This window comes from Shewanella cutis (assembly GCF_022410515.1).
In the GTDB taxonomy this organism is placed as follows: Bacteria; Pseudomonadota; Gammaproteobacteria; order Enterobacterales; family Shewanellaceae; genus Shewanella; species Shewanella cutis.
Window position 1 is genome coordinate 359773 of record NZ_JACSDI010000002.1, and the last position, 12294, is coordinate 372066.

The 12294-nt window shown below is 48.7% G+C and carries 7 protein-coding genes and 1 tRNA gene; 4 read left to right on the forward strand and 4 right to left on the reverse strand.

Going from position 1 to position 12294, the window contains the following annotated elements; translation table 11 throughout:
* Positions 1-78 precede the first annotated feature (78 nt).
* A complete protein-coding gene (locus tag H9J30_RS06795) occupies positions 79-1290 on the reverse strand; it encodes an aminotransferase class I/II-fold pyridoxal phosphate-dependent enzyme (protein ID WP_240130329.1) in 1212 nt (403 codons plus the stop codon).
* Positions 1291-1509: 219 nt separating this feature from the next.
* Entirely contained in the window at positions 1510-2562 is a 1053-nt protein-coding gene (gene bioB / locus H9J30_RS06800; protein ID WP_240130330.1) for a biotin synthase BioB, read from the reverse strand.
* Positions 2563-2684: 122 nt separating this feature from the next.
* On the opposite strand from bioB, the gene bioA reads away from it, so the two are divergent.
* Positions 2685-4055 carry an adenosylmethionine--8-amino-7-oxononanoate transaminase gene (gene bioA / locus H9J30_RS06805; protein WP_240130331.1) on the forward strand — a complete coding sequence of 457 codons (1371 nt, stop codon included), beginning with the start codon at positions 2685-2687 and terminating at the stop codon, positions 4053-4055.
* Positions 4056-4074: 19 nt separating this feature from the next.
* Here bioA and H9J30_RS06810 read toward each other — a convergent pair whose 3' ends face one another.
* Entirely contained in the window at positions 4075-7512 is a 3438-nt protein-coding gene (locus H9J30_RS06810) for a hybrid sensor histidine kinase/response regulator (protein WP_240130332.1), read from the reverse strand.
* A 175-nt stretch (positions 7513-7687) separates the two neighbouring features.
* On the opposite strand from H9J30_RS06810, the gene acs reads away from it, so the two are divergent.
* The 3 genes from acs to H9J30_RS06825 all read left to right on the forward strand — a co-directional run bounded on the left by acs (position 7688) and on the right by H9J30_RS06825 (position 11943).
* Positions 7688-9640: an acetate--CoA ligase gene (gene acs, locus H9J30_RS06815; RefSeq protein WP_240130333.1), complete on the forward strand. Its 1953-nt coding sequence runs from the start codon at positions 7688-7690 to the stop codon at positions 9638-9640.
* A 209-nt stretch (positions 9641-9849) separates the two neighbouring features.
* Positions 9850-11622 carry a DNA repair helicase RadD gene (gene radD / locus H9J30_RS06820; RefSeq protein WP_240130334.1) on the forward strand — a complete coding sequence of 591 codons (1773 nt, stop codon included), beginning with the start codon at positions 9850-9852 and terminating at the stop codon, positions 11620-11622.
* A 60-nt stretch (positions 11623-11682) separates the two neighbouring features.
* On the forward strand, positions 11683-11943 hold the full coding sequence (locus H9J30_RS06825) for a GrxA family glutaredoxin (RefSeq protein WP_240130335.1): 261 nt from the start codon (positions 11683-11685) through the stop codon (positions 11941-11943).
* A gap of 206 nt (positions 11944-12149) precedes the next feature.
* Here the strand turns inward: H9J30_RS06825 and H9J30_RS06830 are convergent.
* Positions 12150-12225: transfer RNA gene (locus tag H9J30_RS06830), tRNA-Lys, on the reverse strand.
* Positions 12226-12294 lie beyond the last annotated feature (69 nt).

The following is a 12294-nucleotide window of genomic DNA, read 5'->3' on the forward strand; positions in this document are numbered from 1 at the left end:
TAAATCAAACTCTGATCTTTCAACTCTCAAGACTAAGCCATCGAATCGTCGGCCATAAGCAGTATCGAAAACATTAGCTTATCGCGCAGGACGCTCAGATACCCTAGGTAGTGCAACTTCGGTCAGCACTTGCGCAATGCCCTTAACACAGCGCCGAATTGCCGCCTCGCTATGGGATGCACTTAAGGTAATACGTAATCTTGCTGAGCCTACGGGCACCGTTGGTGGACGAATTGCCCCAACCCAAATCCCCATGGCTTTTAGCTTTTGCGCAACCAGTAAGGTTTGCTCGGCATCGCCAATGATCAGAGGTTGAATCGCGGTGTCACTACCAAGAAGTGGAATATCGGCATCTTGGCATAACTGTTTAAAAATCGAGATATTACGCTGCAACTTTTGCCTAAGTTCAGGATGAGCTTCACAGTGTTCAACTGCGGCCAAAGCTAGCGCAGCATTGGCCGGTGACAGTGCAGTGGAATAAATATATTCCCGCGCATTACTCACTAAAAACGCAATCAACTCTCGACTACCCAGAATTGCTGCGCCTTGACAGCCTAATGCCTTGCCAAACGTGACGATTTGCGCATCAATATCACTAGGCTCAGAAGTATTACCTACCATGGTATCTAACACCGCAAAGCCATGGGCATCATCGACAATCAACCAAGCATTATGCGCGCGGCAAAGTGCAGATAACGCCGAAATCGGCGCAATATCGCCATCCATGCTAAACACACTTTCAGTGATCAGCGCTGAAACCGTGTTTTTGGCTAACAGCCGCTCGGCACTCTCAGTTGAGTTGTGCAAAAAGCGTTTAAAATCTGCGCCACTATCGCGTAAACCATCGATAATAGACGCGTGAACCAGCTTATCCGCCAGCACAACATCTTGCTTATCGAACAGGGTTTTACAGAGCGTACTATTAGCGCTAAACCCTGAGCTAAACAGTAACGCTGACTCAAATCCGGTTATCTGGCACAGCTTGGTTTCCAGCGCTAAATGCGCCTCATTGTAGCCCGTCACCAGTGGCGATGCCCCGCTGCCTACGCCGTATTGCTGTGCACCGCGGTGCAGCGCCGCAATCAATTCGGGTGCACGAGAAAGCCCTAAGTAGTCGTTACTGCTGAAATTAAGATAAGTTTGCCCCTCAAAGCAAAACTGCGGCTCAGCATCACTTAGCACGGCATCGGTTGATAATGCTTGACGCTGCCTTAGCAAACCTTGCTCTGCTAAGGCTTGCTGACGGGCGCGGATTTTTGAAGCCAGTTTTGACGCGAGTGGCGAACTCATTTTTTCTTACTCAACTTGTCTTGCTCAACTTGTCTTGCTCTGCATTTTTCTTAGCTGGCTTACTCGGCATCTTGACTCATTCTTCGCTCAATCTTTGACATCACGATGGCTCAAATTCTCGCGCAGTCTCACTACCCGCATAATTCTTTGGGACTCGCGCTTCACAGCTTAACGAAGCACAAATCCAAAGACGCGAGTTTCTGAGGCGATAACTATTGATTACAGCGCCGCGGCATCATAAAACTGAGCTGAAGCTTTATCTTGATAAGCCGCCGCTTTAGCTAATACCGCCTGCTCATCATCGATAGTCGCCACTGCGCCCTGCTCAGGACGTAAACCCAGACGGCGGAACAGCCCCATATCGTCACTTTCTTCAGGGTTTGGCGTGGTCAGTAACTTACAGCCGTAGAAAATAGAGTTCGCGCCCGCAAAGAAACACATGGCCTGCAGTTCGTCAGTCATGTTTTCACGGCCCGCCGATAAACGCACCCGCGACAGTGGCATTAAAATACGCGCCACGGCGATGGTACGGACAAACTCAAGTGGATCTAAATCATCGAGTTTTTCAAAAGGGGTACCCGCTACTTTGACTAGCATATTGATCGGTACAGAATCCGGATGCTGGGGTAAATTCGCCAGTTGTTGTAATAAGCCAGCTCTGTCGGTGGCCTTCTCCCCCATACCGACAATGCCGCCGGAGCAGACTTTCATGCCCGATGCACGCACATGGCTTAAGGTATCTAAGCGGTTTTGATAGGTACGGGTGGTGATCACATCGCCGTAGTATTCAGGCGAGGTATCTAAATTGTGGTTGTAGTAGTCAAGTCCTGCTTCGGCCAACTCATTGGCTTGCTCGGCACTTAACATCCCCAAGGTCATACAGGTTTCCATGCCGAGGGCTTTCACCTCTTGCACCATTTGCTTGAGGTATGGCATATCTTTATCTTTCGGGTTACGCCAAGCGGCGCCCATACAGAAACGCGAAGCGCCCGCGGCTTTGGCGCTACGCGCTTCGGTGAGCACGGTTTCCATCGCTAATAGACGCTCTTTTTCAAGGCCAGTGTCGTAACGCGCACTCTGTGGACAATATTTACAATCCTCAGGACAAGCACCGGTTTTGATCGACAGTAAACGGCTGATCTGCACTTCATTAGGATCGTACACTTCACGGTGGATACTGTGGGCTTTAAACAATAAGTCATTCATCGGCAGCGCAAATAAGGCTTCGATTTCTTCCCGCTTCCAATCATGACGAACTTGCAACTGCGACATTGAACACCCTTTTATTTTTGTATTTTACCTTGGCTAGGATAACCTCAGCCCTTAAACTGTCAACGCCAACCAGTGACACAGGTTTACCACTGATTAATCTTCAATCAACACTATGAGCTTTTATGTGCAATTTACTCGACTTGGATTTTGATAGCGCCCATATTTGGCACCCTTATACCTCCATGACTCGTGCACTTCCCGTTTTTGGGGTACAAAGTGCCCAAGGCTGCGAGCTGGAATTGGTTGATGGCCGTAAACTGATTGATGGCACGAGTTCTTGGTGGGCCTGCGTGCATGGCTATGGTCATCCAGCGATATTAACGGCGATGGAGCAGCAATTGCACCAACTCAGCCATGTGATGTTTGGCGGCATTACCCATGAACCTGCCATTACACTCTGCAAAAAACTGCTGGCGATGACCTGTGAGCCATTAACGAAAGTCTTCCTTTGCGACTCAGGCTCCATTGCCGTTGAGGTTGCCATCAAGATGGCGCTGCAATATTGGCAAGGGCAAGATTTGCCCTTAACACAAAAAGCCCAAAAACAGCGCATCCTTACCGTGAAGAAGGGCTACCATGGCGATACTTTTGCCGCCATGAGTGTCTGCGATCCCGAAGGTGGCATGCATACCATGTTTGGTGAAGCAGTCACTAAACAGTGTTTTGTCGACGCGCCGCAAACGCCCTTTGGTGAATCGTTACGCCCAGACGATTTAGCACCCATGCAGCGCATTTTACGCGAGCAACATCAAGAGATTGCCGCCGTGATTATCGAGCCCATTATGCAGGGCGCTGGCGGCATGCGCTTCTACAGCAGCGAGTATTTACGCGGCCTGCGAGCCCTTTGTGATGAGTTTAATGTGCTACTTATTCTCGATGAAATCGCCACGGGTTTTGGCCGAACCGGTAAGTTATTTGCCTATGAACATGCCGACATCGCGCCCGACATTCTTTGCCTAGGCAAAGCCTTAACGGGTGGTTATATCAGCCTTGCCGCCACCTTATGCACGGATAACGTCGCCCAAGGCATTAGCCAATCGCCCGCAGGCGTCTTTATGCATGGCCCGACATTTATGGGCAATCCCCTCGCCTGCGCCGCTGCCTGTGCCAGCTTAGATTTGATCAATCAGCAAGAATGGCCAGCACAGGTTGCCGCCATCGAGCAGCAAATGCAGCGCGAGCTTAGCGATGCCATCGATATTCCCAGCGTGAAAGATGTTCGGGTACTTGGCGCGGTGGGTGTGCTCGAAATGCACCAAGCGGTGAATACCGCTGCGCTGCAGCAACAATTTGTCGACTTAGGCGTATGGGTTAGACCCTTTGCCAACCTGATTTATATTATGCCGCCCTATGTGATAAGTTCGGCGCAGCTCACCCAACTCACCCAAGCGATGAAGCAAGTGGCGGCCACTATTGCCGCGCCAAACACGACTTCTGGCCTTGTAAGTCACAACAGGCACACGGATCAAAACATCAGTATCAGCCACGGCTAAACACCGTGAATATGGGTTATTAAGCTTTTTTTACCAGGCTTGATATCAATGCCCGCAGCGCCGCCGGTTTAATCATTTTCGCCATATAGTGATAACCGCGGCGCTGTACATCTTCCACCAGCTCTTTGCGAGTATTGGCAGTAATCAAAATTCCCGGTAACTCTTTGCCATAGAGCGAGCGGATCCCATCCATCGCATCAACACCGTTTTGACCATCATCCAAGTGGAAGTCCGCTAACACGATATCGGGCGCCACGCCCTTAAGGCCTAATTTAATCCTTGCATCGGCTAAGTCTTTGGCGCAAATAACCTCACACTGCCAACGACTCAGTAGACTCTCAAGCCCCGCAAGAATGGCCTCTTCATTGTCGATACACAATACTTTAATCCCGGATAACGGTTGCAATAAGGATGGCAATGCCTTCACCAGCGGCTGACGCACGGTTTCCCCTAAGGGCACGCTAATCGAAAACACAGAGCCACGCCCAAGCTGCGAAGACACTTGAATACTGTGATTGAGTACTCGGCTTATCCTATCAGCAATCGCCAGACCTAAGCCGAGACCACTAACACTTTTACTACGCGGATTATTTAAGCGTTTAAACTCTTTGAAAATTTCATGAGTTTCATGCTCATCAATCCCACAGCCAGTATCGAGTACTTGGATCTCCAATTCGCTGCCGCGATGACGGCAACCAAACAGTACCCTTCCCCCTCGCGCGTAACGGTAAGCATTAGTTAAGAAGTTTTGCAGTACGCGCCTGAGCAAAGAAGGATCTGAGTTTACCGTCGCACTGCAGGGGATCATCTTAAAGCGAATTTGATTGTCCGCCGCCATCGCCTCAAATTCGACCGCAAGACCATTGAGTAGCTCTGAAATCGCAAAGTCGCGGCGATTCACCTCCACCATGCCGGAATCCAACTTCGAAATATCCAATAAGTCGGTGAGCAACTCGCCAGCGGTTTTAAGCGAGCTATTCACATGGGATAAGGTGGTGCGCGCCTCTCGATCCAAATTCGGATATTGGGATAACGAGGCGGTAAATAGCCTTGCCGCATTCAATGGCTGCATTAAATCATGCCCCACCGCCGCTAAAAAGCGGCTCTTAGAGGCATTAGCCATTTCCTCCTGCGCTTTGGCCTCAAGTAACTCACTGTTTAACATCGCTAATTCAAAAGTACGCTCTTTTACTCGCGATTCGAGGGTTTCATTGGCTTCGAGCAACGCCCGTTCCTGCTGGCGATATTGAGTAATATCGGTAAAGGTCATCACAAAACCACCATCGGGCATGGGATTACCTTGAATTTTAATCACTTTACCGTCTTTACGCTGACGCTCTGAGGTATGCGGCGTGCCATTACGCATATGCTGCACACGTTTTTCAACCTGTTGCTCGATAGCACCATCGCCGCAATAGCCCCGCGCAGCATTAAAGCGGATCACTTCACTGATAGGCATACCCTGCTGTAAAAATCCCTCAGGATATTGATATAACTCGACATATTTGTAGTTCCATGCAACCAAGTTAAGGTCGCTATCGATAACACTCATCCCTTCGTAGGCATGTTCAATCGCTCCACGCAGCATATCTTGGCTAAGCATGATTTTGGATGAGGCTTCATCCACAAGGCTAAAGACTTCATCTAAGGCCAAGTCACGCCCTTGTAAGACAGAATCCATCACCAAAGATGCACTCGAAGCGCCGAGCACGCCAGCGAGTAAACGTTCAGTGTGGGCGATGAGTTCAGGGGTCGCGGCCTTGTGCCAACTGTCACTCTTAACCGCCTCAATAGAAAATCGGCTAAAGCTTTCATAGGCGCGGGTTGGACTCACAAAGCGGCTGGCTAAGATCAGTAAATCCTGCTGCGAGATAGGGCCATTTTTTTTATTGGCATTATTTTTAAGTTTACCGGGGCTAACAAAAGCACTGGCCTGAATACGCTCGGCCACACCAGCCCTGAACCAAATCGAGCCCAACACATAACAGGCGATATTGGCAAATAACGCCGTAAGCGCATCGCGCACATTAGGCGTGATAGCATCTAACAGGTCGATATTACTCGACACTAAACTGGTCGCGCTTTGGCTATTTGTCATGCCGCTGAGCATGATGTAAAACCACAAGCCAAAACCGACAGTTAAGCCTAAAAATACCCCAGCACGATTACCGTGCTTCCAGTAAAGTCCACCAACAAGTGCTGGCGCTAATTGGGCAAAGGCACCAAAAGACAGCATTCCAAGGTGTGATAGCGAATCACTATCGGCCAGCGCCAGATAACTGCCATAACCTAGCCCAAGGATGATGACAATCGCGAGGCGGCGGGCATTTAGTAGCATCTGCGAAAACTGGCTGAAGTTTTTCTCGCGAATATTGCCAGTACGTAACATCACAGGGACGAGCCATTCGTTACTCACCATAACACTGATTGTCACCACGGCCACAATCACCATCCCCGTCGCCGCAGATAAGGTGCCTAATAGCGCAATCACCGCCAGCAGCGGATGATCTAACGCAAGCGGTAAATTAATCACATAGGTATCAGCGGCAACGCTATCCCCCAAGATCAATTTGCCCGCTAAGGCCAGTGGCCCAACGAATAAGCCAAATAAAGCCAAATACAACGGGAATAACCAGCGCCCCTTGGACAACACAGATTCATCGGCGCACTCCACCACCATCACGTGGAATTGCCGCGGCATACATAAAAACGCCGCCATGCCAACGAGCAGCTCAGGCATAAGGGCTTCAAGTCGAGGATTTGGGTGATGAATTAATGCTTTTTCGCTCGCCTGCTGCCAGATATCACCAAAACCGTCAAACACGCCAAAGCTAATCACAACACCCACCAGCAAAAATGCCGCGAGTTTAACTAAAGACTCGAAAGCAATCGCTAACATCATGCCGGGATTATGCTCGGTAGCGTCGAGCTTACGCGTTCCAAATAGAATGGCAAAAATCGCCAGCAATGCAGTGATAAGCAAAGGGATAGTAATGCCGTTTAAAGGATCGTCTGCTGGCTGAAACAGGTTAAGGCTAAACACCATCGCCTTAAGTTGCAGGGCAATGTAGGGCATGATGCCAAATAACGCGATGAGAGTAACAATGGCCGCCAAGGTTTGTGATTTACCATAACGGGCAGCAATAAAGTCGGCGACCGAGGTAATATTTTGCGCCTTGGACACGAGGACCATCTTGCGCAACATGCCAAACCCTAAGGTGAAGATAAGAATTGGACCAATAAAAATTGGGATGAAAGACCAAAAATCCTTAGCCGACTGTCCAACCGTACCTAAAAAACTCCAGGAAGAGCAATAAACCGCCAGACTTAAGCCATAAATGCCCACCTGTAGCTTCTTGGTCACGCCGCTAAACCAGCGCTCCGCTCCCCAAGCTAAAAGGAATAAAAGTGATACATAACAAATAGCAATAACGGCAACGACTAAGGTGAGATTCATATTTTTGCTCTTTTTTCCATTATTGTGCGATAAATAATGGCTGAAATCTAGCCAGATTTTCGAGTGCAACAGTCTAAATATAAAGGAAATTTTAAAACTAGACCAAGGTCTAATGGAGTTGCCGCCCCCTTGCATACCATACTCAGGCCACGCAATTTTTCGAAAGGGAAGCCCTATGAGCTCGCAGTCTCTCTACAAAGTCTCCGGCAATATCGCTGCCAATGCACTTGTAAATAACGATCAATATAAAACAATGTACCAAGAGTCGATTGTCAATCCAGAGGGGTTCTGGAGAGAGCACGGCAAACGGATCGATTGGATAAAACCATACACTAAAATCAAAAAAACCACTTTTGACGATCATAACTTATCGATTAACTGGTTCTACGACGGCACCCTAAACGCCTCAGCTAACTGCTTAGATCGCCATTTAGCGGCGCACAGCGACCGCGTCGCCATTATTTGGGAAGGCGATAACGCCAGCGAACAACGTAAAATCACCTACGGTGAACTGCACACTCAAGTATGTAAGTTTGCCAACGCACTACGCAGCCAAGGCGTACGCCGTGGCGATATCGTCACGATTTATATGCCAATGGTGCCAGAAGCGGCAGTGGCCATGCTAGCCTGCGCTCGCATTGGTGCAGTGCATTCAGTTGTTTTTGGTGGCTTCTCACCCGATTCAATCGCCTCACGGGTTATCGATGGTAAATCCAAAATCGTCATCACCTCCGATGAAGGTATGCGTGGCGGCCGCGCCATTCCGCTCAAGCGCAACATCGACGATGCCTTAAAACATCCCGATGTGACCAGCGTTGAGAAAGTGATTGTACTTAAACGCACTGGCGGTAAGATTGACTGGGTAGAAGGTCGCGATGTGTGGTGGCATTCACTGGTTGAAACCGCATCCGAGCACTGCGCCATTGAAGAAATGGGCGCCGAAGACCCGCTGTTCCTACTCTATACCTCAGGTTCAACAGGTAATCCTAAAGGTGTACTGCATACCACTGGCGGTTATATGGTGTATGCCTCAATGACCCACGAGTATGTGTTCGATTACAAACCCGGTGAGATTTACTGGTGTACTGCCGATGTGGGTTGGATCACTGGCCACTCCTACATGGTATATGGCCCGCTTGCCAACGGTGCAACTGTGCTTATCCACGAAGGGGTACCCAATCACCCAAGCCCAGCGCGTTTAGGCGAGATGATTGACCGCCATAAAGTGAATATTCTCTATACTGCACCTACGCTTATTCGCGCACTGATGGCCGAAGGTAAGCAACATTTTGATAAGTACGATGGCAGCTCACTGCGCATCATGGGCTCTGTAGGTGAACCCATCAACCCAGAAGCTTGGCGTTGGTACCATGAAGTCATCGGCCACGAGCATTGCCCGATTGTCGATACTTGGTGGCAAACCGAAACTGGCGGCATTTTGATTACCCCACTGCCAGGCGCAACCGATACTAAGCCAGGCTCGGCGACTCGCCCCTTCTTTGGTGTGCAACCCGCGCTTGTGGACAACATGGGGAACATTTTAGAAGGTGCGACCGAAGGTAACTTAGTACTGCTCGACTCATGGCCTGGCCAAATGCGTACCGTGTATGGTGACCATGAACGTTTCGTGCTGACCTATTTTAAAACCTTCCGTGGCATGTACTTTACCGGTGACGGTGCTCGCCGCGATGAAGACGGTTATTACTGGATCACTGGCCGTGTGGACGACGTGATTAACGTCTCTGGTCACAGATTAGGTACTGCTGAAGTAGAAAGCGCGCTAGTATCACACGAACTGGTCGCAGAAGCTGCAGTAGTGGGCTATCCCCATGATATTAAGGGCCAAGGTATTTATGCCTATGTCACCTTAACCCGCGGCACAGAAGAAAGCGAAGAACTTCGTCAAGAACTGCGCCAATGGGTTCGTAAGGAAATTGGTGCCTTGGCCACACCGGATCTTATCCAGTGGGCTACGGGATTACCTAAGACCCGTTCTGGCAAAATCATGCGCCGTTTCCTGCGTAAGATTGCCGCGAACGAAGTGACCAATTTAGGGGATGCATCAACTCTAGCTGACCCAGCTGTGATTGAAACCTTGATTGAGACTCGCTTGAATCGCAACGAGTAACTCCAAGTACCCGCGCTTAGTCGTCAACAGTCACGATTAAGCGCAGCTTTATCTCCTATTCATTTGATCATATTTTTCGCTTGAATTAGGACATCTTGAGAAAGAACCCGATTGCCCTTTCTCTTACTTGCCCCTCCAACCAAGGGGCATTTTTTTGGTTCTGTGTTAAGCTTGCCGACTCGTTTAGGTCAACCAAGATATCTAATAGCGTGTCAGTTAATTCTAGCCCAAACGTTATCCTCAGGGACTATCAGCAACAAGCCGTTGATGCCGCCATCGCGCACTTTAAAAAAAGCACTGACTCCGCCGTGTTAGTCCTGCCTACAGGGGCGGGGAAAAGTATCGTCATCGCCGAACTGGCTCGTATTGCAAGAGGACGAGTGCTCGTCTTAACCCATGTGAAAGAATTGGTGGCGCAAAACGCCCAAAAGGTCGGATTACTGACCACTGAGGCCAATATTTATTCCGCAGGGCTAAATCAAAAATCGACTGACGGCAAAACCGTTGTCGCCAGTATCCAATCCGCCGCACGCGCCTTAAATCAATTCAATGAGCCCTTCTCGCTGGTGATTATCGATGAGTGCCACCGAGTCAGCCTCGAAAAAACCAGTCAATATCAGCAGATCTTAAGTCATTTACAGCAGCGTAATCCCAAGCTGAGGTTATTAGGCCTGACGGCCACTCCCTATCGACTCGGGACGGGTTGGATTTATAAACGCCACTACCATGGCAAAGTCGGCTCGCCCGAGCTTGGGGTCTTCGAGCAGTGTATTTTCGAGCTTCCCATCCGTCCGCTGATTAAACAAGGCTATTTAACCGCGCCCACCTTGTTCGATGGGTTAAGTGCCCAATATGACTTCAGCCGAATCAAGCCCAATGACAATGGCGAATATCCCGAGGCCCAAGTCAATGCGCTGTTAAATCACGCTGGACGCGCCACAACAGCAATTGTGAAGCAACTGATTGAACTGAGTCATCATCGTCAAGGGATCATTATTTTTGCCGCGACGGTGCGCCATGCTGAAGAAATAGTTTGCCAGCTCAACAAGGAGCACAGCGAGCAAACGGCAATAATCACAGCGCAAACCCCTGATAATCAGCGTGATGAGCTTATAGAGCGCTTTAAAGCCAGAGAGCTTAAGTTCCTCGTCAACGTAGCGGTTTTAACCACAGGGTTCGATGCGCCCCATGTAGACTTGATCGCAATTTTACGCCCCACCGCATCAGTGAGTTTGTTTCAGCAAATGATTGGCCGCGGTCTTAGGATCTGTGAAGGTAAAAAAGATTGCTTAGTGATTGATTACGCGGCTAATGGCTATGATTTGTATTTTCCTGAAGTAGGTCAAGCCAAACCCAATAGCAAGTCGGTTCCGGTACAAGTGCACTGCCCTGTCTGCCAGTTTGCCAATATCTTTTGGGGATTAACCGACAATGATGGCGATATTATCGAACACTTTGGCCGTCGCTGTCAGGGCATAGTCGAGCATCATGGGCAAAAGCAGCAATGTGACTTTCGATTTAGGTCAAAATCCTGTCCCGATTGCGGGCAAGAGAACGACATTGCGGCGCGTATTTGCCAGCATTGCCAGTCAACCTTAATCGACCCCGACAAACGGCTTAAGCAAGTACTTAATAAACAGCATCATCATCTTTTCCGCTGCCAGCATATGACGTTAATGGATGATGCGGGCGATCTTAAGGTGCAATATCTGGACATTGACGGAAATGAGTTTAATCGGCGCTTTAAGCTGCAAACACCCGTCCAATGGCGTGCCTTGTATGCGCTGTTTATTTTCCCCCATAGCCGCACTCCGGGCCTTAAACCTAAGCAATACAAACAGGTGTCTGAGCTAATCGCCGATAGCGGCGCTTTTAGGATGCCGGATCTTTTACTGCTGAAAAAACACAAAAAAGGCTGGGATTTGCTCGAAAGCTATTTCGATTACCAAGGTCGCTATCAAACTGAAAATAAACACATCTGACATTATCAATTCGGATAGCGCTATGGTATAAAACGCTTAAAGTAATCCTAAGGAGCTATTATGTACGTTGTTATCTTTGGCCGCCCTGGCTGTCCTTATTGTGTGCGAGCAGTACAACTGTCAGAACAACTCGTTGAAAAACGTGATGACTTTAAATTTAGATATGTCGATATCCACGCTGAAGGGATTTCTAAAGCAGATCTCGAAAAAACCGTCGGTAAGCCAGTTGAAACTGTGCCACAGATTTTCGTGGATGAAAAACACATAGGAGGCTGCACAGATTTCGAACAATATGTTCGTGATAACAATCTATTAGGTTAATCCTAATACGAGATAAAAAGGAGATCTGAGGTCTCCTTTTTTACTTTTGCATCAGTTGTTATTATTTATCCGCAGCCAATATGGACAATTTAGCAAGTAAGCAAAACTGGCAATAACTCTATGAGCAAAATAGAAAATACAGTGAATAAATTAAGATTTTTAGTGATGAGTAGCGAAATAAGAGTTTTTACTAGTAAGATAAAGAGTGGTGGGTCGTGAAGGATTCGAACCTTCGACCAATTGGTTAAAAGCCAACTGCTCTACCGACTGAGCTAACGACCCATCTGATGAACCCTGATTTTACACTTCAGTAAGTGGTGGGTCGTGAAGGATTCGAACCTTCGACCAATT

Coding starts and splice junctions, on each gene's coding strand:
- H9J30_RS06795 (WP_240130329.1), bottom strand. CDS start 1,290: ATGAGTTCGCCACTCGCGTCAAAACTGGCTTCAAAAATCCGCGCCCGT.
- bioB (WP_240130330.1), bottom strand. CDS start 2,562: ATGTCGCAGTTGCAAGTTCGTCATGATTGGAAGCGGGAAGAAATCGAA.
- bioA (WP_240130331.1), top strand. CDS start 2,685: ATGTGCAATTTACTCGACTTGGATTTTGATAGCGCCCATATTTGGCAC.
- H9J30_RS06810 (WP_240130332.1), bottom strand. CDS start 7,512: ATGAATCTCACCTTAGTCGTTGCCGTTATTGCTATTTGTTATGTATCA.
- acs (WP_240130333.1), top strand. CDS start 7,688: ATGAGCTCGCAGTCTCTCTACAAAGTCTCCGGCAATATCGCTGCCAAT.
- H9J30_RS06825 (WP_240130335.1), top strand. CDS start 11,683: ATGTACGTTGTTATCTTTGGCCGCCCTGGCTGTCCTTATTGTGTGCGA.